Below are 25,295 nucleotides of genomic sequence, written 5' to 3' on the forward strand. Positions count from 1 at the left end.
AACGAGAGCAGAACTAACGACAGTTAAAGATTGTCGTTCTAGTTTCACTCTCGTTTTTTTGTTTTTAGTTATTAAGAAGAGCCTTGATAGCATCTTCCATTTTTAGTGGATCAGTTTTGGAAGAAAAGCGTTCGACCACTTGTCCTTCACGGTTAATCAGAAACTTAGCAAAATTCCATTCGATTCTAGCCCCAAGCGGTCCAGATTTTTCTTGTTTTAGCCAATCAAAAAGTGGTTCTGCTTCCTTACCGTTGACCTTGATTTTGGCAAAACGAGGGAAGGTTGTATGGTAATTGAGGGTGCAGAAGGTATTGATTTCTTCAGCACTGCCAGGTGCTTGCCCCATAAACTGATTACAAGGAAAATCAAGAATCTCGAAACCTTGGTCTTTGTATTTGTCATAGAGTTCCTGTAAGCCCTGATACTGTGGCGTCAAACCACAACCTGTTGCTGTATTGACGATTAAGACGACCTTGCCCTTATAGTCCTGGAGAGACACAAGCTGGTTGGCTTGATTTGAAACTGTAAAATCGTATAAGGATGTCATAGAAAATCTCCTTTTATTTGTTTGAGACTATTATAGCAAAGTTAGTCAGAGAAGTGATTTTTCAGGAAGACTAGAGATTAAATGGTGTTTGTGATAGTAATTCTTTATCTTGGTGTTAAGAATTACTTATAGCTGACGGTAATAATACTATGTAAGGACATGTGCTTAAAAGAAGGGAACAATAGGTTTTAACGTTATTTGGGTTACTATATCATAAATAATATTTATGGCTAGGGATAACATTTCTTTATTTTTCGGATGTGATAATCTCTGATAAGATAATGTCATTCAGTTTTGAAGCAGCTAGTGATAATAGGAGTTGAAAGTATTTTAGGTATGTTCATTAGCTGTTGATATTAGGATAAGAGAAAAGGAGATTCTTATGTCAGAAAAAAGAGAGTTAGTTTTGAAAGCATTTCGTGGAGAAAGTGTTGATCGTGTCCCAGTGGGATTTTGGCATCATTTTACTACTGAAGACGAGTGGTTATATGGTTTTGAAAATCCAGAAATTATTGATAAAAATAAAGCTGGTCATAAAAAATTTATTGAAGAAGTCAAACCTGATTTTGTTAAATTGATGAGTGATGGTTTCTTCGCATACCCACAACCTGCTTTTAAAGATTTTAAGTCAATCAGTGATTTGCAAACGATTGAACCTTTAGGTGCAAATCATCCTTGGATTTCTGCACAAGTCGAACTTGTAAAAAGTCTGATTGCTGATTTTCCTGAAGATATTGTTGCAATTTACAATATCTTCGCTCCGGTTACTTATTTAAAATGGTTAGTTGGAAAAGTTTCAGGTGGCGATGATCTTATCGCAGATTACATTGTGGAAAACCGAAAAGCTTTGAAGCATGTTTTAGATGTTATTGGCGAAGACATTGCGAGTCTTAGTCAGAGGGTGATTGAAGAAGCAGGTGCTGATGGTATTTACCTAAGTGTTCAAAGTATTCAAGATGAGCGAGTTAGCGCTGAAATTTATAAAGAAATCATTGCTCCAAGTGAATTAAAGGTTTTAGAAGTAGCTAATGAGGCCAAGGGTTACAATATTCTACATATTTGCGGTTACGAAGGGGCCCGTAATAACATCGAACTCTTTAAAGATTATCCTGCTCAGGTAGTTAATTGGGCGGTTGGTCCTGAGGGAATTAGTTTGGCAAAAGGCCGTAACATTTTTGGAGGTCGTACAGTTCTTGGTGGGTTTGAAAATGGAAAAGATGGTCTTCTATATACTGGAACTAAAACAGCTATTCAAGAAAAGGTTAGGGAGATTATTGCTGATACTGGAACCCAAGGGTTAATCATTGGTGCTGATTGCACGATTCCAAGTGATATTAACCATGAGCGTATTGAATGGGTACGTGAAGCAGCAATTTTGTAAGAAAAAGGAGAGATTAGTATGAGTAAAAAGACATGGATTATTGGTGGGGCAGTTGTTGTAGCACTTATTGGGGCTACAGTTATTGGACGTAGCTTAACAGGAGATAAAAAAGCAAAATCAGACTCTGGAAAGGTAACAACATTAAAAGTTGCCCATACTCAAAACTATGTTCCTTATGATTTTGTTGATAAGGATGGTAATTCTGATGGCTATGAGGTAGCTGTATTAAAGGAAATTGATAAAAAGCTTCCACAGTACAAATTTGAATATACCGGAACAAGTGATGATGATCTTTTGATTGGTTTAGAGTCAGGTAAATATGACATCGGTACGAAGGGCGCGTGGTACACAGATGAACGTGCTAAAAAGTTTATTATTCCGAAAGATCCAATTGGAGCAAGTATTATTGGATTTACCATTCGTAAGGATGATAAAGATAAATATAAAAATATCTCTGACTTTGCAAAACAAAATGGTCGATTGGTGCCAATCTCACCACAAAATGCTCAGTGGAATGTTATCAAAGACTACAACGATAAGCATAAAGATCAACCAATTGAGTTAACATCTGCGGAATCTTTCCAAGTTTCAGATGCCTATGCATGGGTTTTGGAAAATCGTTATGATGCTTACTTTGATATTAAATTATCTTTTGAAAAGGCTGTAACTGATAAAGATGGTGCGTATCATCAATATGCAGATAAATTGACTTGGTTCCCTTATAAAGGAATTCCAACCTATCCACTCTTCCATCGAGATAGTAAGAACGAAGAGTTTTCAAAAGAATATACTAAGGCAATTAAGGAACTAAAAGAAGACGGTACACTTGAAAAGTTGTCTAAAAAATACTTTGGTGAGGATGTCTTCTCATACGTAGACAAATAAGTAATTGTAACGTCGTAAAAGTAGGATGTTTTGATAAGCTTCTGAAGTGAGTTTAGTTAGGAGAAATTATGGTCAATTATGACATTTCAAAAGTTTTTGGAGCATTACCTGAAATCATAAAGGGCTTACCGATGACATTATTGGTTATCTTATTAACGACTTTACTTGGGTCGTTATTAGGAGGATTAGTTGCTTGGGCAAGCCTTTCTAAGGATAAAGCTTTAGAGAATTTGGCTAAGGGATATGTTTTTATCTTACGCTGTACCCCACCGATTGTGTTGCTATTTTTAGTATTTTACGGAGTTCCAGAATTTCTTAATTGGTGGTTAGGATTAGATATTAATGATTGGTCCAAATTGATATTCGTTCTTGTGACTATGGTTCTCCTATTCTCAGCAATGATATCAGAAGTACTTAAAGCAGCTTATCAAGCAATCCCTAAAGGACAATTAGAAGCTGGGCTTAGTATTGGGCTTACTTCTGAACAAACCTTTGTAAGAATTATCGCCCCTCAAGCATTTAAGGTTGCTTTACCAAATATTACAACAGCTATACTTAACCTTATGCGTGATGCAGCTTTGGCTTATACGATTGGTTTTATTGATGTTATGGGCAAAGGGAACCTTTTGATTAGTCGCCATTTAGGAAATTATTCTTTGGAGACTTATACAGCTGTTGCCTTTGTTTATTGGGGAATAGCATTAATTCTATCGTTGATTTCTAGGATAGCAGAGCAACAATTGAGTGTAAAAGAGAGGTAAAAAATGAATATTACTTTTATTATAGATACCTTTATCAAGGCTTTCTATGGTGTTCCGGTAACACTGGGAATCATGATTGTGGCTATTCTATTGAGTTTTCTACCTGCTTTATTTCTCGCTTTGGGTCAAATTTATAAGGTACGGGGTGTTAAGACTTTTTCAATTGTTTATCTTGCGTTTATTCGTGCAACACCTCCAATTCTTTTAATTTTATTCTTTTATAGTTTGTTCCCTAGTTTGTTAAATCAGTTTTTTAAAGGAATTGGGAGTCACATAGATGTCTTCAAAGTTAACCCGCTTTACTATGCCTTTATTATCTATAGCTTGATGACGACAGGAAGCTTATCGGAAATCATTCGATCAGCATTACTAACTGTTGATAAAGGTCAACTAGAAGCTGCACAAGCTATAGGCTTAACAACAAGACAAGCCTATCTGAGAATCGTTTTTCCACAGGCACTTAAGGCTGCTCTTCCAAATTTGTGTAACTTAGTTATCAATATTGTAAAAGGAACGTCACTTGTCTTTGTTATGACGATAAAAGATATTACCGCAATTGCACGAGTCGAAGCAGCATATGGATATCAATATTTTGAATCTTATTTTGTCATCTTCATTTTATATTTAATCATTTGTGGTATCATTCAAGTTCTCTTTAACGTTGGAGAAAGAAAATTGCAATTTACATAGAGGGAGTCACTATGCTAGAAGCTAAACATATATCAAAAACATTTGGAGATCGTCAGGTTCTTGTTGATGTCAATCTACAAGTGAAACAGGGAGATGTGGTTGTCATCTTGGGACCATCAGGTTCAGGAAAAACAACTTTCTTACGTTGCCTTAATCATTTGGAGAAAGCTGATGGAGGTCAATTAACAATTTCGGGTAAGGACTACTCTTTGGATAAGTTATCAAAGAAAGATATTTTAGATATCCGAAAGAAGACAGCTTTTGTATTTCAACATTACAATTTATTTGCAAACAAGACTGCCATTGAGAATATCTTGGAAGGTTTAGTGATTGCTAGGAAAGTTCCTAAAAGTGAAGCGCAAGAGATTGCTGAAGAAGCACTTAAAAAAGTTGGTCTTCTGGATTTTAAAGATTACTACCCATCACAACTTTCAGGAGGACAGCAACAACGTATTGGTTTAGCCAGGGCTATAGCAGTTAAACCAGAAGTTATCTTGTTAGATGAACCAACATCAGCCCTTGATCCAGAACTAGTTGGGGATGTTCTGGATGTCATGAAACAACTTGCTCATGAAGGAACGACAATGGTAGTTGTGACTCATGAAATGGGGTTTGCACGAGATGTAGCTAATCATGTCGTTTTCATGGATGGTGGTCATGTCATCGAAGAGGGGAGTCCAAAAGACATTTTTTACAGACCAAAAGAAAAACGTACACAACAATTTTTGGCACGTATTCTTTCTGATGCTAGTTATGATTTGGAATATATGATTTAAAAAATCTGCTGTTTTAATTAAGAATGAAAAAAACAAAGACGAGTTTAGTTTGTCTTTGTTTTTTTTGCTTATAAGTAGTCTACTGCAAGAATAGGAGTGTTCTTTTTAGCCGGTACACGTGTTTTCACACCATTATTCCCTTTAGGGAGAGGTAATTTTGTAGTTCCTTGGTTTGAAGAATTTGTTTGGTGTTTGTAGTTAACAGGGATACGCGTTTTCACACCGTTATTGCCTTTAGGAAGACGAAGTTTTTTAGCACTTGTTGGTGTAACAGGTGTTACAGGTTTTTCAGCTGTTCCTTCAGTAACTTCCTTGTAAATATAAGTGATTGTCACAGTATTTGAAATACGAATTTTGTGTGACTTAATTTCTTGATCATCAGTTGATTGTAGTTTATATGTTTTACCATTAGCTTGAATCGTTTCAGGAGCAGTCGGGAAATAGGCATAGTAAGCTAAATCAATATCGCGTCTAACCATGTTGACTTTGATTGGAGCAATTTCTTGTCCCTTATCATCGACAAAACGGGCCTGTTGCGCGACAGTTGGCGCAAGATCAACATCATCATAGAAGTAGGTGACATCAATAATAGGACTTGAAGCAATCCCTTTTTTAGGTGCGCCGTAATTACTCTTATTGTTAAGCACTATGTCGTCGTATTTAGCGAAATACCATGTTTTTCCGTTTTCATCTGTTACTGTTGCTGGCGCAAAAGCAGCAGTGTCGTATTCAGTGAAAGCAGGAGCTTTAATCGTTGCATAAAGCACATCTTTTTGAGAACTGAATTGTGAGTAACTTGCTTCGGTTGTTCGACGGATGTGATGAATACGAACTTCTGACACACGTTCATCAACCGTTGGTGTGTTTACAACTGGACTTGATTCTTCAAGACTTACAGGAGTTGTATTTTCAACTGCTGGTGTAGGAGTACTTGCAGGTGTAGTTACTTCCTCGCTAAGGATAGCAGTGCTCGCTGAGTTAACCTCAGTGGCAGGATTAGCAGTAGTAGTTGTGCTTACTGATTCGCTAGTTAGATTAACATCAACGGCTGAAGCAGGGATGTTTTCAACAACTAGGTTTTCAAAAGAAGTGTTATCAAGAGCCTCTGTAGCGGGAAGACTTACTGGCAATTCTTGTTCATCTGCAAGTGCAGAAGATGATAGACCAAGTGCTAAGATTGCAGCACTAAGACCAATAGTAGCATGTAATTTCTTATTCATGTTCATTAATTCCTCCTTGATATATCATGATTATAACAGAGGTTATTGTAAAAGTCAAAAAATTAAAAATATGTAAATTGAAAGATTTTGTTTGATACTTAAAATGATTTAAAACATGATAACAATAGTACATTACGAGTGTTAATGTAAAATTTCATTCAAAAATTAGGGCTTTTTATGATTTTCTAGAGGATTCATAAAAGTGATTTATGTTTAATAAAAAACTTATATTTCAAAAACTTTAATCAATAATATATGAACATTTATTGTCATATCCCTGATAATTGTAGCAGTTCTCTATTCTCTAGTTACTCTGGTCTTGACGAACCTTATCCACTATACCATGTTGAATATTGATCATGAAACTGGCTTTGGAAGTGAGAAACGCTACCTTAATTTCAGATATCCTTTGTTATACCCAATCGCTAAGAAGAAAATAGAGAAGTACAAGTCTAAGCGGTATGCATAAAAAACAGCCGTACATTTATTTTGTACGACTGACTTTAAAAAACAGACACTATCATTCTCACAGGTGGTTTTGACTCTCTTAGATGTAGTATTCCTAAATTAGACGTTATTGAGGTAAAGAAATACAACTAATGCTAGTGGACGTAGTGGCCAACACCATTTTCATCAAAGTGATAGCTAACCGTAAATTGTCTCATTATAGCTAAAAATTTAAACATAACAGTTTGATTTTTAACCATAGCTCCATCATCGCCATAGAAGTAGCTTTGACCGCCAAAATCAACCATTTTATTCAGGATGGCACGCCCATCTTGTTGGAAATTGTAATCTTTACCATTAATAGTTTGACGCCCAGTTATTGCTTTGCCATCTTTATCAAAGTAGTATCTAGCGACTCTAGAAGCCCCTCCGTCGCCACTACCGCTTCCAGGAGCTGCGGGCATTCCAAAATGGATAACTTTTTCATAATCTTCTTCTGGAACATATTCTCCGAGTAATAATGTGACGAAACGATTTGTCATCATTTCTCCTGTGAGTTTATCGTAATAATGGATGTGTCCATCAATCTTACGTAATTGACCTTTTACTTGTTTGCCATCTTTATCAAAATAAAGAGAGATACCATCAACCACTTGAGGACCTGTTAAAAATGTCCCATCATTAGTGACATAATAACTATTTCCTAGAGCATCTTTAACAAATGTTTGACGCTTCTCAGTGCTACGAGTTACGATTCCTTCTTGGTCAATAGTTACTAAGATGTCGCCATCTTGATAAATTTGATTGCGAATAAGTTGACCAGCAGAATCTTGATTATCTTTCTCAGTGAAATGATAGAATTTATTATCAATTTCTTTCCAACCGTAAGTGACTTTTCCACCTGCTTCAGGATCTAGATAATAACGATTATTGTCTTTGTTAAGCCATCCTACTTGAACCTTTCCTTCACCGTTTACATAGTAGGTACCAGTAATTGTTTTATCATCTTGATTATCAGAGTATGTGTTTACAAACTGATTGTAAATTAAATGATAGTTTTGGAGGAAGTAGTCGCCATCTTTTTCATGGATAATGCCATCGAGTGCCCAACCCTTCTCGTTGAAGTAGTAGGTTTGTCCATCTATCGTGTGGAATCCTTTTATAGCCTTTCCATCCGGGCCAAAATAGTAAGTGATATTGACGTTCTCATCTATGTCAATATCAGTACCATAAACATTTACGGTTTTCTTCACTCTGGTAGGAATGACAGAAAGCTGATTTGTACGCATTGCTCCATTATCCTTTTCGAAGAAATAAGTGTCTGTACCTATAGTTGTTATTTTTCCTTTCGCTTGGATTCCGTTATCATCAAAATAAACATTTACACCATCTATATTATGAAGTCCAATAAGTTTGTGTCCAAAACCATCGTAATAGGACCAATCATTTCCATTTTCAGAAATGTATTGGTTACGATATGGAGGGAGTTCTTTAACAATACCGTTTTCATCAGCTTCATAAGACTTACCATCAAGCTCGAAGATGGCATTCTTAACCTCTCTACCATTATCCTTATCGAAATAATGTGTTCCTGTATGGTTCCCCCAAATTGATATTAGTTGACCTTTAGCTTGTTTTCCATCAGAATGAAAATAAAGAGAGTAGCCATCGATGATTTGACTGAAGGTAACCATATGTCCATCTTTATCAAAGTAATACCAAAAACCTTCATTATCAGAAATAAAACGATTTTTTACTGCAGCGCCAGATTCATCAAAATAGAATGTACCTCCATGGACATAAATCTTTTTGTCCTTAACCTTTCTTCCGTTGTATGGATCAAAATAGTAAGTCTGTTCTCCGATATTAACTAGCGAACCTTTAATTTGATATCCTCTATCATCAAAATAGAGATCAAAGTTATCAATAGTTTGCGCTCCTTTTACAGCCTTACCATCAGCTCCGAGATAGTACCATCCATAGCCACCATCAGTAACAAATTGGTTCGTTAACTTTCTACCAGAATCTTTGTCAAAGTAGTATGTTTCATTATCCACAGTTACAAAGTTACCCTTTGCTTGGATACCATCCTGGTCAAAGTAAAGAGGAACACCATCCACTGTTTGAAAGCCAGTTAACTTTTGATTATCTTTAATATAGTACCAATTACCATATTCATCAGTTATGAAGTTGCCTCCTGTAATTGAGTTATCTTCTTGTGTTTCAATACTTGAAGCTTCAGAAACATTAGTAGCTCCTTCCAAAGATGCTTCACTTGAAGATGGTACGGTACTATCTTCAGGAAGCGATACTTTCAAGTTGTTGTCGACTGTATAAGTATCGGTTGTCGTAGAATGATTTGTTGATGTTTCAAGAGACGATTCGGACTGGCTAGTAGTCTTTTCATCAATGAAAGTATTCGATGTGTTGATAGCTGATTCTTCAAAAACTATGGAATTTTCTATTGTTTGATTAGTAAGAGGTAATTCCGGTTGCTCAGCATAAGCGATATTTCCGGTAGAAGCGATGATTCCAAGTGTTAAGCTTGAAATAGCAATGGTAATCCAATGTTTCTTCACTTTGTGAAGCTTGAAATGAGTTTTGTGTTCCATAATTCTATCCTCCGTTTCTCACTTTTCACCTTAATTTTAACATTTGATTTTTATATATTCAAATATTTCTATAATAATTTTTTAATTATTCGGAAGCTGTTATATTGTGAAAAAAATAGTAAAAGTATTGCAAATTTTATCAATTAATTCTTGAAAAACTCAAGTATAAATTACAATTTTTCAGTTTTTATGGAAGAAAGTTCGAAAAATTTAATTTTAAAAGAACCCACAAAAAAACCAAGACTTTCGTCTCGGTTTCATCTCATCTTATGACACGACATGTCCGTCTTTGTCGAAGGTATAGAGTTTACCGTCGATGAGGACAGAGCGGTTAGAGTATCTTTCACCTGTTTTAGGGTCCAAATAGTAGGTGTAGTTATCAACTGTGACGAAGCGTCCTAGGACTTGTTTGCCTTCAGCGTCGAAGTAAAGGACTTTGCCGTCAACTTCTTGGAAGCCGGTCACTTTTTCACCTTTGTCATTGTAATAGTAGTTGTCGCCCTTATCGTAGACGATACGATTGCGATAGGCTGGCTCACCTTTGCGGTCAGCGACCACGCCATTGTCATCAGCGTTGTAGGCCCTATCACCGATGACAAAACGTCCTGTTTCAAGGTTCCCACTAGCTCGGAAGTAGTAGTCTTTGCCGTCGATGGTTTGCCAACCGGTAAGAGCAGCTCCATCGTTACCATAGTAGCGTGTTGGGTAGTATGGGAAGCGTGGAGAACCTTCATAGTTGTATGATTTTGAAAAGGCGTTACGTGTCATGATACCAGTCAATTGGTCAAATTGGTAAACATTATTGTTGATTGTAACCTCTGTGCCTTTTGCTTGACGGCCATCGTCATAGAAATAGTAAGTGACGCCATCAAAAGTCTTCAAGCCAGTGACTTTTTGACCATTTTCATAGAGATAACTTGTGCCGTTACGATCCGTCTGCAATTGGTCAAAGTGGATGGCTTTTTCTTTTGCCGCATCAATACCCTTGGCATCAAAATTAAAGGTTACGCCACGATAAGTAAGGGCCTTGTTAGTTGTTGCAATGGCAACGTTTGTGGTCACTTTTTGGCCATTTGGTGCTGTGAAGGTCATAGGTGTTGAGTCGAAATGGTAGAGGTGTCCATTAAGAATATCCCATTCGTCAAAAGTTGACCATTGTGATTGGCGGACGTTACTATATTTAGATCCAAGAATCTTACCATCATATTGATAAGGACCTTCTTTGATATTACCGTCGGCATCTGTAACATAGACACCTTCAAGTTCATACGAATTCTCACCAGTACGCTTGAACTCAGGATAGAGACCGTTTGTCAAGAGTTTTCCATCTGGGCTAAAGAGTTGAGAGTTGATAACTCCTGTGTAGAGGTTTCCTTTAGGTGTGTCGTCATCAGAATAGTCGCTACCATAATAACGGTTGCCATCAACTTCAAACCAGCCTGTCTTGAAGGCACCATCATTGCCAGCGTAGTAGATGTTTTCAGAGAAGTTACCGTAACGCCCAGTAGATTTATCATGGTAGAAGGCATTACGAAGGACAGCACCAGTGTCTTTGTTGGCAAAGTAGTAGTTATCACCTAGGTTGAAAATACTTCCTCGGACTTGTTGGCCCTTATCGTTGAAGTAGTAGAGGTCCTTGTTAATGGTTTGGAAACCAGTGACCTTTTTACCATTAGCATCGTAATAGTACCATTCTTGATCAGTACCTTTAACAAATTGATTTCGATTTGTGGTTTGGTCAGCTTTAGTAGTCGCCACACCATTGCTATCAAAATTATAGACCGTACCGTTTAAGGTAAGTGAACGATTGACCCACTTGTCACCTGTATTTGGATCGAAGTAGTAGGTTTTGCCGCCGATAGTAACCAGTTGTCCCTTGGCTTGGACACCATATTCGTGGAAATAAAGGTTCTGTCCGTTAATGGTTTGGAAACCAGACACGGCTTTACCATCAGCTCCGAAGTAGTACCAAGAGTTGTCTTTATTGATAAATTGGTTAGTTACTGGATTTCCATTATCTTTATCGAAATAGTAGATATCGTTACCGTAGTAAAGGAAGTTCCCTTTGACTTGTTGACCATTGTCATTGAAGTAGTGAAGGCTACCGTCTACCGTTTGAAAACCGTGAAGTGCTTTACCATCTTTACCAAAGTAATACCAATTACCCTTGTCGTCAGAAATATAACGATTGGTTACCATGATACCAGTCTTAGGATCAAAGTAATACTGTTGACCGTTTAGGTTTTGAACACTTGTCTTGTAGTCAGCTTGGCTACGATCTAGGAGTTCGGTTTGGAAACCAAATGGGGCTGAGAAGCCTTTAGTTGCCTTGAAGTCACTCATGTAATACCAATTCCCAGCTTTATCCGAAACAAAGACAAAATTAGGTTGATAGCCAGTAGCATCAAAATAGTAGGTGTTGCCATTTTCAGTGACAAAATCATCTTTAACCATCTTGCCATCTTTGTCGAAGTAGTAATAGCCTGAGTATTTGTGATTAGCACCATCAACGTAGTAGAGACCTGTCACACGACGGCCATTGTCTTTATCGAAATAGTAGCTATCACCATTAATAGTAACGATTTCGTTTTTAGCTTGTCGACCATCTTCGTGGAAGTAGAGGTTAAAGCCATCGATGTTCTGAGCACCAGTGACGGGTTTGCCATCTTTGCCGAGGTAATACCAGTTGTGGTTATTATCTTCGATAAACTGGTTGCGTTTGTTCGTTTCAGGGAGAACTGCTGTCAAACGACCTTGGGCATCAGCATTGTAGGCTTGACCATCGATGTTGATAGAGGTATTGGTTACCTTACGTCCATTGACTTTGTCATAGTAGAAAGATTCTCCATTTTCAGTGATAATCTCACCTTTGGCTTGCTTTCCATCCTCGTGGAAATAAAGGTCGAAATGGTCAACGTTTTGGGCACCTGTCAGATTTTTCCCGTCTTTAAGGTAGTACCAGTTGCCTTCAGCATCACTCTTGAATTGACCGCCAGAAACGACAGTAGTTTCAACAGATTCTGGTGCTTGACTGTTTACTTCAGTGACTGTGCTAGCTGTTTCTGAAGTTGCAGTTCTCGTTTCGCCACTAGCCAAATTGTAAGTGCTACTTGCTTGATCTTCTTTAAGGACTGGCTGCTTTTCCGTTGTAACAGTAGCAGTTGTATCAGCTGCATTATTGGTTGCGACTTGATCAGCTTTTGTCGTAGCTACAGTTGTTTCTGTGACGACAAAATCAGGATCTTGGCTGACGCTCTCAGGTGTGCTTGCTGAGGTGACTTGATTCGCAGCTTGTTCGTCGGCAGAGACACCAACTCCAATCAATGAGGCACCAAGTGCCAAACCAAATACGGCAATGGTAACCCATTGTTTTTTCACTTTATGAAGTTTAAAATGAACTTTATTTTCCATAAAAGTTCCCCTTTTCCTTTTTAATGACCCCATTCTAACATCTTTCATTAGAAGAATCAAACGCATTCATAATATTTTCATATTTTTTTCTAAAAATTGAAAATTCTTTCCAGATAAGGATTTGAGAAACGAAATAGAATGATATAGGGCCATTTTAGCAAGCTTCTTTTAATCGAGATGTATGGAAAATTAAAAAGTAAGCACTGGAAGTCCCCATCTTCAACATAGCATTCCCCAATAAAAGTATAAAAATACAGAAAAAGGTCCATTTAGACCAAGAAATATGGTATAATAGTTCGGTATTTCGCAAAAAATGGAGTATAAAAATGAGTATTTTTCGTAAAAAGGATGTCGGTCTCGCTCAGACTGAGATGAAACGACATCTGACCCTTAGGGATGTGGTCCTGCTGGGAATCGGTGCCATGGTTGGTACAGGAATCTTTACGATTACTGGTACCGCGGCATCGACTCTGGCTGGCCCTGCCCTGATTATTTCAGTCTTGATTTCAGCCGTGTGTGTTGGGATGTCAGCGATTTTCTTTGCTGAGTTTGCCTCACGTTACCCATCAGCCGGTGGTGTCTATGGTTACCTCTATGCTGTCTGGGGGGAGTATCCTGCCTGGATGGGTGGCTGGTTGACCATGATTGTCTTTATGAATGCCGTATCCAGTGTAGCCTCTGGTTGGGGTGCCTACCTCAAGGGGCTGCTGGCTAGCTTTGGTCTTAAGTTGCCTCAAGCCATCAGTGGACCTTTCAATCCCAGTCAAGGTACTTACATTGATCTTTTGCCAATCTTGGTCTTGGTCTTGGTGACAGCTCTTCTTCTCATGAATTCTAAGCAGGCCCTTCGTTTGAACTCCCTATTAGTAGTGCTCAAGTTTTCAGCCTTGGCAGTCTTTATCTTAGTGGGGCTCTTCCATTTGAATCCTAGCAACTGGGCTGATTTTGCGCCATTTGGCTTTGGTCAGATTTATGGAGGAAAAACTGGGATTATGGCAGGTGCCTCCCTCATGTTCTTTGGATTTCTTGGTTTTGAGTCTATCTCTATGACCGTAGATGAGATTAAAGAGCCGCAAAAGAACGTTCCTCGAGGTATCGTTCTTGCCTTGATTATTGTGGCTTCACTCTATGCAGTGGTTTCGCTGGTCTTGACAGGAGTGGTTCACTATACCAAGTTGAATGTTGATGATGCTGTGGCTTATGCCCTTCGCTATATCGGTATTTCTTGGGCAGCCAACTACGTTTCTGTGGTTGCAATTATGACCTTGATTACGGTATGTATTTCAATGGCCTACGCCCTTAGCCGTATGGTTTATAGCCTGGCGCGTGATGGTTTCCTTCCTCAAACCTTCCAAAAGGTTTCAAAGACTAATAAGGTTCCACATCATGCGACACTTTTGACAGGCGTATTGTCAGCTATCTCAGCAGGTGTTTTCTCCTTGGCCAACATGGCATCCTTGGTTAACATTGCGACCTTGGCTTACTTGGTCCTCTTGGCTATTGCCCTCATTATTCTTCGTAAGGACAAGGGCTTGCCACAGAAGGACGAGTTCAAGGTTCCATTTGTTCCGGTCTTACCAATTATCTCAATTATCGTCTGCCTCTCATTTATGAGTCAGTACAGTTGGCAGACATGGTTAGCCTTTGGTTTGGCAGTGCTAATCGGTTCAGTGATTTATGCCTTTTACGGTTACAAACATTCTAAGTATTAAGATGAAAACGTTAGGTCAGATGGCCTGGCGTTTTTTGATATAATGGAAGGAAAGTAAAAGCAGGAGTAGATTGATGAAATCAGACCAGATGTGGCAAGCCTATAAGATTTTAAATCAGACAATCGGAGATAAGATTGATGCCTGGGCCTTTGGCGTGGAAGCAGATTATTTGGCAGAGCTCGTATTGATGGGGCAAAAGACAGCAACCAGTTCAGCTTTTGACTTGTATACAGTGGGGAATGAACCATTGCCCAAGGAAAATGAACTGAGCGTCATTCTTGATAGTAAGGAGAATGCTATTTGTATTATTGAAACGACGAAAGTTGAGGTCATCCCATTTAAAGAGGTTTCTGAAAACCATGCCTACAAGGAAGGTGAAGGAGATCGAACCCTAGCTTACTGGCAAAAGCTTCATGAAAACCTCTTTAGCAAATGGTTGCATGAGGTTGGACTACATTTTAGTCAGGACAGTCTAGTTGTGTTGGAAGAATTTAGAGTGGTTTATCCTATAGATTGAAAGTTCCCATAGTTTTGGGGATTTTTTTACTTTAAGGAAAGATTAACCTTTCTTTAAGCATTGTCTTAGGTTTCTTGTGTTTAATAGAGGCATCTCAAAAGTAAGAAAGAGGTCCAAGATATGACATACAAAGATACGAAACAAGCACAAGAACGTTACGCCATTAAAAAATCATCAAAATGGAAAACTGCAGGTTCAGTCCTAGTAGCGAGCTTAATTTTTGGTAGCTCGGTCGTCTTAAATGAAAATAAGGCTTCAGCCGATGAGACTAACACCGAATCAACACTCTCAACTGTAGCGACGGGTGAAACCACTGCAGATCTGATTGAAGAAAGTGTGCAGACAGAAGATGCGTCAAATACTACTGAAACAAGTACAGACACTGATACAAGTACTACAACTACGACATCCGACACAGCTTCATCAGTATCAAGTACAACATCCGACACAACAGATACATCGACAAGTAGTGAAACATCTGATCAGTCAAGCACGTCCGCAACTTCAGAAGCCAGTTCTTCTGAAACTGCTGCAACAACAACTAATGAAACTTCAGAAACGGCAATAACTACTACAGATGAAAGCAGTAGCACTAGTACAAGCTCCACTGAAGCGACCGCTTCAGAGACAGCCTCAGTTCTAACTAACAATGCTTCAGATACTACGTCTGAGACAACGACTGAGTCTAGCAGTGATGATTCAGAAAGCACGACGACCACGATTACCTTTAATGGGACAACTGTAGTAACAAGTGATAGTAGCACAGTAACAGTTGACGGCACTACCGTTACCATTAATCAATCAGGTTCATATACTTTAACAGGTAATGGCTCAAGTTACACTATTATTGTGGCTGGTAGCGTGACGGATCCAGTTACAATCTACTTGGATGGAGTGACCTTAACAGATTCGTCAATTACTTCTAATTCCTCAGCAGAATTGACGGTGAATGTCCTTTCAGACAGTTCCATTTCTTCGACCTCAGCTAATGCCATCGAAGCAGCTGGAGCTTTGACCATCACCAGCGGTACTGGAAGTAGCTTGACACTTTCAAGTACTGAAAAGCACGCCATTAAGGCTGATAGTGTAACGGTTGACTCTGTAACGCTTGAGTTGACTTCTGAGGCCAAGGATGGCATCAATGCGACGACAGCTGTAACCATTAAAAATGCCACAGTCAACATCACAGCAACTGATGATGGTATTCAAGTCGAAGACGAAACAGATGTGAATAGTGGTGATTTGACAATTACCGACTCAACGGTAACCATTAATACGACTGATAAAGGTATCACGGTTACGGATGAATTGACCGTTGAAGGCAATTCTAAAGTAACGGTCGTGGCGGGTGACGAAGGCCTTGAAGGGCGTTATATTAACTTGACAGGTGGAACTGTTGACATCACTGCTGGAGATGACGGTATTAACGCCACTGAGTGGACGACCAAGGACAGTGCAGACACTTCAAGCCTAACCAACTCGACTTCTGATTTGGAAAATAAAGTTGCCATCAATATTGACGGTGCAACGGTTACAATCCTAGCAGAAGGTGATGGTATCGACAGTAACGGGAATGTGACAGTTAAAAGTGGTTCTCTCTATGTCGCTCAGACAAGTGCAGATAATGCCGCTATCGACTATGATGGAACAGGTATCATCTCGGGCGGTACCGTTTGGGCCATTGGTAACCAAGGAATGGCTCAGGCCTTTACAACAGGTTCAAGCCAATCTTACATCATGGCTAACATTTCAGGTAGTGCAGGGGACACCATTACAGTCACTGATAGCTCTGGAAATGTTGTTGCCACAACGACAGCAACGTCTTCATTTGGAAATGTGGTCTTTAGTACCGAGAGTCTAACTTCGGGTGAAACCTATACCATCACGACCTCAAGTGGTTCAAGTGCCACTGCAACAGCTACTGAAGAAGGCACAAACAACGGTCCTGGTGCAGGTGGAATGGGTGGCTTCCCAGGTGGAAGCTTTGACAATACCTCAATGTCTGATAATTTCGGAGGCTATGGGGGACCGACTAGCTATGGCGGAAGTTCAACTAATACTGGTAGCATTAACACACCATGGGGACAATCTGGTTCAACAAGTTCCGAGAATACGTCTAGCACAAGTACTACAAGTTCAACAAGTCAAACGACTAATACAGGACGTCCTACCCCACCAAACTTTGCTAGTCAAACAAGTAGCTCAAGCTCTACACATACTAGCACCACAGCAAGCAACAGTGCTAGTCAACCAGCTACCAACGCTTCAGTACTTACAGCGACAAACACAGCCTTATCAAATCAAAGTACATCAACTTCAAAAACTTCAAGCCCTGAAGTATCGTCTCTTGAATTACAAACAACAGTTGCTAACCAGTCTGCAGAAGAACAACCGACACAAACTATGACCAATGCGACAAGTGGTGCTCAACAAGAAGGTCAAGAGACTGCTGAAAAGTTGGATAAGATCCAAGCTCAAAATCAAACTCCTGAAGCATCAAAAGGTCAGCCAAGAGAAGTTTCAAGTCAAAAGGAAAATGTAAGCCCAGTCGTACAAACGAATCTTGCACAAAAACAAAATACCCAAACAAGTTCTAAGGCTAATCAGTCTGATAAAAGTTCACAAACGAACCAAACAAGTAAATCTAGCCTACCAAATACTGGTGATGTGAGTAGCTTGGGACTAGGCGCATTAGGAGCTGTACTCATGACAACATCGTTTGCACTTAAGGGAAGCAAGCATTCTCGTAAGTAATCTCTCATTTAAAGCATAAAAAAACTGTACCTGATGAACAGATACAGTTTTTTTACTTATTTTTTAAAACTATTTTTAAGGCCTTCAACAGCACCTTCAACGCTATCTTTAACGTCTTCGAAACCATCTTTTGCTTTAGCTACAACTTTTTCAACAGCACCTTCGAGTTCAGTTTTTTTATCACCAGAAAGTTTGCCAGCGCCTTGTTTAAGAGCGCCTTTAGCTTGATTCAATTTATCTTCGATACCCATAATTGTACCTCCTTATTATGTTGAGACCATTGTAGACAAAATTAAACAGTAATGCAAGTGATTTGTTTAATAAGTAACGACATTAATATTTCCTTTATCGTATTCAGCAATAAAGATATCCGAAACGTTATCATATCCCATTTTTTGAAGCTCTTCATTTAACCAATCCTCCGTTTTACCAATAGTATCAAGAATTTCTGTTTGAATGACCCCATCAGTAACGATTGGGTATTTCGGATTTTCATCACCCGCACGAACCACAATCAATTGGCCGTTCTGTTCAATAACTGCACGTTTAACCTCTTTAAGTTGAAAAATTCCTTGGGAACGTAATTTTAAAGCGACATCAGAGGCTGAAAGTCCTTTAGAGCGACAAGCTTCAGGATCTAGTTGACCATGTTTGATGATGACAGTTGGTTTACCGTCAATCAAATGTTTGATAAAGAGAATATTGGTAATTAGCCATTTTAGAAGTAAAATCAAAATCGTCCAAATAATCAAAATCACGATATATTGGAGGATTGAAACGGTACTACTATAAATTGTACCACCGAGGATTGCACCAAGAACAAAGTTCTGTACTTGGTCAGTAGCTGAGCTAGGTGCTAGGTTTCCTTTACCTGTTAAATTGATAACAAAGACGAGTGAAATAAGCCCCAAAGCTAGTTTAATTGCAACAGTAAGATAAAAAGATGTCATTTTTTAACCTCCACGAGTTCAACATCAGACTTGTAAAGTTTTATTTGTTCTAGCAAGTAGCTGTCAGGTTCTGAACCTGAGATGGCACGATAGTACTTGTTTCCAACTTTGAGGATAGCGCCATCTGTAGTAGTAGAAGTATTGACATAGACCTTGCTCTTATCAACATCGAGATTTTTAGACACAACCTCGATAAAGTGAAGGGATGCTCTAAATTGGTCATTGTTTGATTGATTGCTTTGGAAATTACTGATAGCAATTAGAACCACGGCAACTAAGGTTAAAATAGAAATGATAGAGAGTTCACGAAACTTAGTATCATGGCGTTCTTTTAAAGCCTTAAAAGCAAATACGCCGGTCACTAAAATTAGTCCTGCAGCAATGGCAACCATAACCCAGTTTTGCTGGCTAATCTGACTTAGCACATAGTCGTAGGAATAGAATTTCATTGAGAGATTTCCTTTCATAATATCACTAACATTATAGGTTAAAAATTTGCTTAATTCAAATAGATGGATTAAGGAAAACGTCTCACTAAGAAATTTTTTAGACCATACATTTGGTTAGTGATTTGGGAAGTTAATCTGTTCATTCTTTTCTTTATAAGTTTGTTGAATTTTTCACAAATTATGCTTATAATTGAGGTAAACAATCATAAGAACTTGCCTAAACTTTTGGTAAATAAGAAGATTATTGACTTTAATATGATAGAGTTACACCTATAGAGTACCTCTATCTAAAAATCTATTATGTTAAGGTCACTATTCTAAATTTTCCTAGAGACTTTTTGGCCTCTCGTTCCTAGAAAAAGGAGTAATTATGTCTGAACCATTATTTTTACAATCTGTCATGCAGGAGAAGATTTGGGGTGGCACGCATTTGCGTGATGTCTTTGGCTACGACATTCCTAGCGACCATGTTGGAGAGTACTGGGCTATCTCAGCTCACCCAAATGGTGTTTCTACTATTAAAAATGGTCGTTTCGCTGGTAAAACTTTGGATATTCTCTATGCAGAGCATCGTGAGTTGTTCGGCAATCGTCAGGAACCTGTCTTTCCTCTCTTGACGAAGATTTTGGATGCCAATGATTGGCTTAGTGTACAGGTCCATCCAGATGATGCTTACGGACTTGAGCATGAAGGCGAGCTTGGTAAAACAGAGTGCTGGTATATCATTGATGCTGAACCAGGCACTGAAATCATTTATGGGCACAATGCCAAATCAAAAGAAGAATTGCGTCAGCAAATTGAAAGTAAGGATTGGGAAAATCTTTTGACCAAGGTTCCAGTTAAAGCAGGCGATTTTTTCTATGTTCCAAGTGGTACCATGCATGCCATTGGTGCAGGAATCTTAGTTCTTGAAACCCAACAGTCAAGTGACACAACCTACCGTGTCTATGACTTTGACCGTAAGGATGACCAGGGCAACCTGCGTGAGCTCCATCTGGAAAAATCTATCGATGTCCTTAATATTGGTGAACCTGCCAACAGTCGCCCAGTCACAACAAAAGTAGATAACCTCAAATCAACGCTTTTAGTAGCAAGTGATTTCTTCGCCGTTTATAAATGGGAGATTTCAGGTAAGGCTGATTTTGAAAAGACTGCTGATTACAGTTTGTTTAGTGTACTTGACGGTCAAGGAAGTCTCCTTGTTGATGGTCAAGAATATCCAATTGCAAAAGGCAGCCACTTCATTCTACCAAGCGATGTTCAAGCTTGGGAAATCAAGGGAGAACTTGAACTGATTGTCAGTCACCCATAATCAAACGATCAAACTAGACGAGATAAGAATCTTGTCTAGTTTTTTCGTACAATGATACAGAAAATTTGCAATTTTAAAAACCTTTCCTAATAAGTCTGAATAGCTTGAAGTTCCAAACTAATCATGTCATACTATGTAAGTTGACTAAAATAGTAATAAACAAGTTATCTTTTTTGAGATGATGTCTTGTTTGTTTTAGATTGGAGAAACTTATGTTAAAAAAAGGAGGCCTTACAGCTTTATTGTTGTTTGGTATGTTCTTTGGAGCCGGAAATCTGACCTTTCCGCCTCAGCTAGGCTTTGAATCTGGAGGTCATTTTTGGCCTGCGATTGCAGGGTTTGTCCTATCAGGTGTCGGTATTGCCATCTTAACGCTGGTTATCGGAACCCTAAATCCAAAGGGATACATTCATGAGATTTCACAAAAAATCTCGCCCAAGTTTGCCCTAGTCTATTTGGCAGTCCTTTATCTGTCCATTGGTCCTTTCTTTGCCATTCCTAGAACGGCAGCAGCAGCCTTTTCGATTGGCTTCTCGCCTTTGATTGGTAGTGGGCATACTAGCCTTTGGCTCTTTGTCTTTACCGTAATCTACTTTGCTCTAGCGCTTTGGATTGCCATGAACCCATCTAAAATTCTAGATAGTATTGGACGTATTTTAACACCTGTCTTTGCCATCATGATTGTTATGGTTATTGTGGCAGGAGCACTTAAATACGGTGGTCACAGTCCTCAGGTAGCTAGCCAAGCTTATCAAGCTTCTGCATTTGGTAAGGGATTCTTGGAAGGCTACAACACCTTGGATGCCTTGGCTTCTGTGGCCTTCAGTGTAGTGGCAGTAGTCACCCTCAACCAATTAGGCTTTAAGTCTAAAAAAGAGTATATTTCTACTATTTGGGTCGTTGGTTTTGTAGTGACGCTTCTCTTTGGTGCTTTGTATTTGGGACTAGCCTTTTTGGGCAATCATTTCCCACTCCAAGTGGCAGGCCTACCAAAAGATGCCAATATTGGTGCTAGCGTCTTGTCACAAGCCACACAAGCTATCTTTGGACCAGCTGCTCAGATTTTCCTAGCTATCATGGTGACAGTGACTTGTTTCACAACAACCGCAGGACTTATCGTTGCGACAGGGGAATTCTTCCACAAGGCATTTCCGAAAGTATCATACAAGGCTTACGCCATTATCTTTACCTTGATTGGGTTTGTTATTGCCAACTTGGGACTTAACAATATCATTGCCTTCTCAGTGCCAGTGCTTTTGATTCTCTACCCAATCACGATTACGATTGTCATGATTGTAATTGCCAACAAGTTCGTGGCCTTGTCTAAACCAGGTATGCAAATTACAGTTGCTGTAGTCACTCTGATTGCTTTGCTCAGCGTTATTGGCAGCCAATTCAAGCTTGCAGGACTAAATGCTCTTATTAACTTCCTACCATTGTCAGGAGCATCATTACCATGGTTAATCCCAGCCATCTTGTGCATCCTCTTGTCTCTCGTCTTACCAGATAAGATTAAGAGCGAAAGCTTTGAAATGGAATAAACATAAAATCCTATCACAATGTGATGGGATTTTTTCTCCCCCAAGTCACCATAAGTGCGAAATCTTCTCAAAAGCGTTACACTTAAGGCGTGGAGATGAAAGTATCTATTGAAGGGAGTGTTAAAAATGTCAAATCTAAATAATCATACGATTTATCTTGCTGGTGGCTGTTTCTGGGGTGTTGAGGAGTATTTCTCTCGTGTGTCTGGTGTGCTTGATGCGGTTTCGGGTTATGCTAATGGCCGTAGTGAGACGACCCGCTATGAACTCATCGGTCAGACGGGTCACGCTGAAACCGTTCAGGTGACCTATGATGCTAGCAAGGTGTCCTTACGAGAGATTCTGCTTCATTTTTTCCGTATCATCAATCCTCTTAGTAAAAACAAACAGGGCAATGATGTGGGAACTCAGTACCGTACGGGTGTTTACTACACGGATGCAAATGATTTATTGACTATCGAGCAAGTTTTCCAAGAAATGACTGAGCAATACGGTCAGCCTTTGGCGGTTGAGTTGTTGTCAATTGAGCACTTTATTCCTGCTGAGGATTACCATCAAGATTATCTCAAGAAAAATCCGAATGGCTACTGTCATATCAATGTCAATCAGGCAGCTAATCCTGTTATTGATGCTAATGCTTATCACAAGCCGAATCGGGAGGAGCTTAAGGAAAGTTTGAGTCCAGAAGCCTACGCTGTGACTCAGGAGAATGGAACAGAACGGGCCTTTACGAGTCCGCTTTGGAATCAGTTTGAGCCTGGAATTTATGTTGATGTGGCGACTGGTGAGCCACTCTTTTCATCCAAGGACAAGTTTGATTCAGCCTGTGGCTGGCCAAGTTTCTCTAGACCCATTAGTCCAGAGGTAGCCAACTACAAGGAAGACCATTCTCACAATATGGATCGTATTGAGGTCCGTAGTCGTGTGGGAGATTCTCATCTTGGGCATGTCTTTCCAGATGGGCCAAGTGATAGAGGTGGTTTACGCTACTGTATCAATGGGGTAGCAACGCGATTTGTTCCTAAAGCTGACATGGCAAAAGAGGGCTATGCTTACTTGCTTGATCAAGTGGACTGATTAGTCATTTTTAGATAGTTATTACTTAGTAAAAGCTAAAAGAGAGGTTGGTGCCCTTGGTTCTAACCTCTTTTTACATGACAAAAGAAGCTGTGAGATGAAAGCCTTTTAAATCTAACATGATATGTAACCTAACCATTCAGGATAAAAAAGTGACCTTTCATTACATTTTTTTACAATTTTATCCTATTTGTTTTACATATTATATAGAAAAAATAGTACACTATGACAGTGAGAAATCTGACAGTTGTAAACATGTCATTTTACTTAGATTTTGCTAGTCTTGACGTCTGTAAACATTATTGTACTTTGTGTAATAATTAGTCTCCCCAACCTCCCAATATGATTTTATATGTCTTAACTTACCTAAACAAGACTAGCAAAAAATGTTAAAGTGATTCCTTGAAGGGATATGCAATGCTTGTTAGATTTTATGATAACATTCAGATAATACTAAGTCCTATTTTATTGTGCTAAACATTTATAAAGGAGAATTTTATGGAATCAATGAATAAAGTAATCCTATTAATAGCCATTTGTGTCTTATGGCTCGGGTCTTTCTTTTTACTTCCTAAAACAGGAGAAAAAGTGGTTTATTTTTATCATTTCCTAACTTTATGTAGTTTAGTCATGATTTATAGTGCCTTAGTTGATCCATCTGGACTCTGTGATACCTTTTTCCAAATTAAACATCTATGTTTTCATTAATTAATCCAGTTTGGTAATAGGTCAGGTAAATCTGAATTTAAAGTATCACTCATAAAAAGAAGCTTTCTGTAAATTGATAACAGTTTATCTGTTTTCAATATGCAGGAGGCTTCTTTCTGTATTATTGAGATTTGAGCATAGAAAAAGCAGTCTGACAAGACTGCTTTAGGGATATCAAAGTTGTGATTCGTAACGTTTGACGATTCTATTTAAGCGCCATTGGTAACAGAGACCACTGACGATAAGGCTGGCAATCAGGCCAATCCAATAACTATAGGGGCCCAGCCCAGTGACTTTTTCAAGAAGGAAGCCAACTGGGAAGGTGATGCCCCAGTAGGTTAGGACACCGAGATAAAAAGGCACCTTGGTATCCTTGTAGCCACGCAGGATTCCTTGAAGCGGAGCCGCAAAGACATCTGCCACTTGGAAGAAGAGGCTATAGGTCATGAAAATGGCTGTCATTTTCAAAAATTCAGGCTCATGCCCATAAAGTTCAGCCAAATCATAGCGCAAGAAGTAGAGGAAAATCAAGGTAAAGATAGAAAATCCTAGTGCTGTCAACCGTCCCAGCTTGCTGTAGCTCTTGACCGCATCCATGCGTCTAGCCCCAAATTCGTAGGAAATAATGATAGCCATGGCACTGGAAATGCTGAGAGGGAAGGCGTACATGAGATTTGAGAAATTCATAGCTGCCTGGTGACTGGCAATCACTAGGGACGGATATTTAGACATAACCAAACCAACACCTGAGAAGATAGCGACCTCCGCAAAGACCGTTCCACCAATAGGAAGACCCAGTTTAAGGGCGTCAAGTAGAGCTGTTTTATCAAGGGGTTGGACCTTTTCAATGTGGTAGGGCTTAACCTTTTTATGCTTTCTGATAACCGAAATGGAAATGAGGAGAAGGGCCCAATAAGCCATTGAAGTTCCAAGACCAGCCCCAGCTCCACCCAACTCTGGTAGACCAGCAATGCCATAGATGAGGAGGAAATTGAAGAAACCGTTGAGAGGTAGGAGCAAAAGCATGAGATACATGGAAAGGCGTGTGAGGCCAAGGGCATCAAGGAAGGAGCGAACCACGCTAAAGAGAAGAAGGGGGATAATCCCAAGACTCAAAAAGCGTAAATAACCAAGGGCTACCTTTCTGACCAAAGGCTCCAAACCTAAATGATTCAAAACCAAGGGTGCCCCTAGAAAAACGAGGGCAAAAAGGATAAGTGATAGGCCCAAAGCCATATAGAGAAATTGATAGAAATCAGGTGCTACTCGGTCCTTGCGACCTGCTCCTAGATGGTGTCCGATAATAGGAACTAGGGCAGAGACGATACCTGTTAAAAAGGTGAAAAAAGGACTCCATAAACTCGTTGCCATGGCTACCCCCGCCAAGTGTAGGGCATCGTATTGACCAGTCATGGTAGTGTCCACAAAGGCTGCTGAGAAGTTGGCAAACTGATAAATCAGTATGGGCACAAAAATCTTGAAGAAAACAAGAAATCGCTCACGGAGAGAATGTGTTTCGTGCATTCTGTTTTCCTTTCTAAATTT

19 protein-coding genes are annotated in these 25,295 nt (G+C 39.2%); 11 read left to right on the forward strand and 8 right to left on the reverse strand.

Annotated features, from left to right (window positions below; genetic code table 11):
* Positions 1 to 64: 64 nt before the first annotated feature.
* Entirely contained in the window at positions 65 to 547 is a 483-nt protein-coding gene (locus NSQ79_RS03535) for a glutathione peroxidase (RefSeq protein WP_164332080.1), read from the reverse strand.
* A 382-nt stretch (positions 548 to 929) separates the two neighbouring features.
* Between NSQ79_RS03535 and NSQ79_RS03540 the strand changes: the two genes are divergently transcribed.
* The 5 genes from NSQ79_RS03540 to NSQ79_RS03560 all read left to right on the forward strand — a co-directional run bounded on the left by NSQ79_RS03540 (position 930) and on the right by NSQ79_RS03560 (position 5,040).
* Positions 930 to 1,928 carry a uroporphyrinogen decarboxylase family protein gene (locus NSQ79_RS03540; protein WP_164332079.1) on the forward strand — a complete coding sequence of 333 codons (999 nt, stop codon included), beginning with the start codon at positions 930 to 932 and terminating at the stop codon, positions 1,926 to 1,928.
* A gap of 18 nt (positions 1,929 to 1,946) precedes the next feature.
* Complete coding sequence (locus NSQ79_RS03545; RefSeq protein ID WP_045768570.1) at positions 1,947 to 2,813, forward strand: transporter substrate-binding domain-containing protein; 867 nt, start codon at positions 1,947 to 1,949, stop codon at positions 2,811 to 2,813.
* Positions 2,814 to 2,881: 68 nt separating this feature from the next.
* Positions 2,882 to 3,574, forward strand: coding sequence for an amino acid ABC transporter permease (locus NSQ79_RS03550; RefSeq protein ID WP_045768571.1), 693 nt, complete (start codon positions 2,882 to 2,884; stop codon positions 3,572 to 3,574).
* 3 nt (positions 3,575 to 3,577) lie between these two features.
* Entirely contained in the window at positions 3,578 to 4,264 is a 687-nt protein-coding gene (locus tag NSQ79_RS03555; protein ID WP_014632957.1) for an amino acid ABC transporter permease, read from the forward strand.
* Positions 4,265 to 4,275: 11 nt separating this feature from the next.
* On the forward strand, positions 4,276 to 5,040 hold the full coding sequence (locus NSQ79_RS03560; protein WP_021143941.1) for an amino acid ABC transporter ATP-binding protein: 765 nt from the start codon (positions 4,276 to 4,278) through the stop codon (positions 5,038 to 5,040).
* Positions 5,041 to 5,108: 68 nt separating this feature from the next.
* Here the strand turns inward: NSQ79_RS03560 and NSQ79_RS03565 are convergent, their stop codons facing one another.
* The 3 genes from NSQ79_RS03565 to NSQ79_RS03575 form a co-directional block, all read right to left on the reverse strand.
* Entirely contained in the window at positions 5,109 to 6,266 is a 1,158-nt protein-coding gene (locus tag NSQ79_RS03565) for a hypothetical protein (RefSeq protein WP_049528058.1), read from the reverse strand.
* A gap of 596 nt (positions 6,267 to 6,862) precedes the next feature.
* Complete coding sequence (locus NSQ79_RS03570; protein WP_045768572.1) at positions 6,863 to 9,319, reverse strand: KxYKxGKxW signal peptide domain-containing protein; 2,457 nt, start codon at positions 9,317 to 9,319, stop codon at positions 6,863 to 6,865.
* A gap of 267 nt (positions 9,320 to 9,586) precedes the next feature.
* On the reverse strand, positions 9,587 to 12,730 hold the full coding sequence (locus NSQ79_RS03575) for a KxYKxGKxW signal peptide domain-containing protein (RefSeq protein ID WP_164332078.1): 3,144 nt from the start codon (positions 12,728 to 12,730) through the stop codon (positions 9,587 to 9,589).
* A gap of 326 nt (positions 12,731 to 13,056) precedes the next feature.
* Between NSQ79_RS03575 and NSQ79_RS03580 the strand changes: the two genes are divergently transcribed.
* From NSQ79_RS03580 to NSQ79_RS03590, 3 genes are all read left to right on the forward strand, one after another.
* A complete protein-coding gene (locus NSQ79_RS03580; RefSeq protein ID WP_164332077.1) occupies positions 13,057 to 14,442 on the forward strand; it encodes an amino acid permease in 1,386 nt (461 codons plus the stop codon).
* A gap of 73 nt (positions 14,443 to 14,515) precedes the next feature.
* Positions 14,516 to 14,959, forward strand: a complete 444-nt coding sequence (locus tag NSQ79_RS03585; RefSeq protein WP_164332076.1) for an ASCH domain-containing protein — start codon at positions 14,516 to 14,518, stop codon at positions 14,957 to 14,959.
* 120 nt (positions 14,960 to 15,079) lie between these two features.
* Positions 15,080 to 17,713, forward strand: a complete 2,634-nt coding sequence (locus NSQ79_RS03590; RefSeq protein WP_164332075.1) for a carbohydrate-binding domain-containing protein — start codon at positions 15,080 to 15,082, stop codon at positions 17,711 to 17,713.
* A gap of 56 nt (positions 17,714 to 17,769) precedes the next feature.
* Here the strand turns inward: NSQ79_RS03590 and NSQ79_RS03595 are convergent, their stop codons facing one another.
* From NSQ79_RS03595 to NSQ79_RS03605, 3 genes are all read right to left on the reverse strand, one after another.
* The gene (locus tag NSQ79_RS03595) at positions 17,770 to 17,964 is read right to left on the reverse strand and encodes a CsbD family protein (RefSeq protein WP_084871276.1); all 195 of its coding nucleotides are present in this window, start codon (positions 17,962 to 17,964) and stop codon (positions 17,770 to 17,772) included.
* A gap of 66 nt (positions 17,965 to 18,030) precedes the next feature.
* Positions 18,031 to 18,663: a DUF421 domain-containing protein gene (locus tag NSQ79_RS03600; RefSeq protein ID WP_164332074.1), complete on the reverse strand. Its 633-nt coding sequence runs from the start codon at positions 18,661 to 18,663 to the stop codon at positions 18,031 to 18,033.
* Positions 18,660 to 19,112, reverse strand: coding sequence for a DUF3290 family protein (locus NSQ79_RS03605; RefSeq protein WP_164332073.1), 453 nt, complete (start codon positions 19,110 to 19,112; stop codon positions 18,660 to 18,662). The genes NSQ79_RS03600 and NSQ79_RS03605 overlap by 4 nt, the downstream gene beginning before the upstream one ends.
* A gap of 370 nt (positions 19,113 to 19,482) precedes the next feature.
* Between NSQ79_RS03605 and manA the strand changes: the two genes are divergently transcribed.
* From manA to msrB, 3 genes are all read left to right on the forward strand, one after another.
* Positions 19,483 to 20,424 (forward strand): mannose-6-phosphate isomerase, class I, encoded by a 942-nt coding sequence (manA, locus tag NSQ79_RS03610; RefSeq protein WP_339313872.1) that lies wholly within the window; start codon positions 19,483 to 19,485, stop codon positions 20,422 to 20,424.
* 212 nt (positions 20,425 to 20,636) lie between these two features.
* A complete protein-coding gene (brnQ, locus tag NSQ79_RS03615; RefSeq protein WP_155164587.1) occupies positions 20,637 to 21,965 on the forward strand; it encodes a branched-chain amino acid transport system II carrier protein in 1,329 nt (442 codons plus the stop codon).
* 126 nt (positions 21,966 to 22,091) lie between these two features.
* The gene (gene msrB, locus NSQ79_RS03620) at positions 22,092 to 23,042 is read left to right on the forward strand and encodes a peptide-methionine (R)-S-oxide reductase MsrB (RefSeq protein ID WP_013990386.1); all 951 of its coding nucleotides are present in this window, start codon (positions 22,092 to 22,094) and stop codon (positions 23,040 to 23,042) included.
* An 882-nt stretch (positions 23,043 to 23,924) separates the two neighbouring features.
* Here the strand turns inward: msrB and NSQ79_RS03625 are convergent.
* Positions 23,925 to 25,274, reverse strand: coding sequence for an MATE family efflux transporter (locus NSQ79_RS03625; RefSeq protein ID WP_045768579.1), 1,350 nt, complete (start codon positions 25,272 to 25,274; stop codon positions 23,925 to 23,927).
* Positions 25,275 to 25,295 lie beyond the last annotated feature (21 nt).

It is taken from the genome of Streptococcus sp. FSL W7-1342, from assembly GCF_037966635.1.
Classification (GTDB): domain Bacteria; phylum Bacillota; class Bacilli; order Lactobacillales; family Streptococcaceae; genus Streptococcus; species Streptococcus salivarius_D.

Bases quoted from the DNA above. Each gene is read 5' to 3' on its own strand.
- NSQ79_RS03535 (WP_164332080.1), bottom strand. From the start codon at position 547: ATGACATCCTTATACGATTTTACAGTTTCAAATCAAGCCAACCAGCTT.
- NSQ79_RS03540 (WP_164332079.1), top strand. From the start codon at position 930: ATGTCAGAAAAAAGAGAGTTAGTTTTGAAAGCATTTCGTGGAGAAAGT.
- NSQ79_RS03545 (WP_045768570.1), top strand. From the start codon at position 1,947: ATGAGTAAAAAGACATGGATTATTGGTGGGGCAGTTGTTGTAGCACTT.
- NSQ79_RS03550 (WP_045768571.1), top strand. From the start codon at position 2,882: ATGGTCAATTATGACATTTCAAAAGTTTTTGGAGCATTACCTGAAATC.
- NSQ79_RS03555 (WP_014632957.1), top strand. From the start codon at position 3,578: ATGAATATTACTTTTATTATAGATACCTTTATCAAGGCTTTCTATGGT.
- NSQ79_RS03560 (WP_021143941.1), top strand. From the start codon at position 4,276: ATGCTAGAAGCTAAACATATATCAAAAACATTTGGAGATCGTCAGGTT.
- NSQ79_RS03565 (WP_049528058.1), bottom strand. From the start codon at position 6,266: ATGAACATGAATAAGAAATTACATGCTACTATTGGTCTTAGTGCTGCA.
- NSQ79_RS03570 (WP_045768572.1), bottom strand. From the start codon at position 9,319: ATGGAACACAAAACTCATTTCAAGCTTCACAAAGTGAAGAAACATTGG.
- NSQ79_RS03575 (WP_164332078.1), bottom strand. From the start codon at position 12,730: ATGGAAAATAAAGTTCATTTTAAACTTCATAAAGTGAAAAAACAATGG.
- NSQ79_RS03580 (WP_164332077.1), top strand. From the start codon at position 13,057: ATGAGTATTTTTCGTAAAAAGGATGTCGGTCTCGCTCAGACTGAGATG.
- NSQ79_RS03585 (WP_164332076.1), top strand. From the start codon at position 14,516: ATGAAATCAGACCAGATGTGGCAAGCCTATAAGATTTTAAATCAGACA.
- NSQ79_RS03590 (WP_164332075.1), top strand. From the start codon at position 15,080: ATGACATACAAAGATACGAAACAAGCACAAGAACGTTACGCCATTAAA.
- NSQ79_RS03595 (WP_084871276.1), bottom strand. From the start codon at position 17,964: ATGGGTATCGAAGATAAATTGAATCAAGCTAAAGGCGCTCTTAAACAA.
- NSQ79_RS03600 (WP_164332074.1), bottom strand. From the start codon at position 18,663: ATGACATCTTTTTATCTTACTGTTGCAATTAAACTAGCTTTGGGGCTT.
- NSQ79_RS03605 (WP_164332073.1), bottom strand. From the start codon at position 19,112: ATGAAATTCTATTCCTACGACTATGTGCTAAGTCAGATTAGCCAGCAA.
- manA (WP_339313872.1), top strand. From the start codon at position 19,483: ATGTCTGAACCATTATTTTTACAATCTGTCATGCAGGAGAAGATTTGG.
- brnQ (WP_155164587.1), top strand. From the start codon at position 20,637: ATGTTAAAAAAAGGAGGCCTTACAGCTTTATTGTTGTTTGGTATGTTC.
- msrB (WP_013990386.1), top strand. From the start codon at position 22,092: ATGTCAAATCTAAATAATCATACGATTTATCTTGCTGGTGGCTGTTTC.
- NSQ79_RS03625 (WP_045768579.1), bottom strand. From the start codon at position 25,274: ATGCACGAAACACATTCTCTCCGTGAGCGATTTCTTGTTTTCTTCAAG.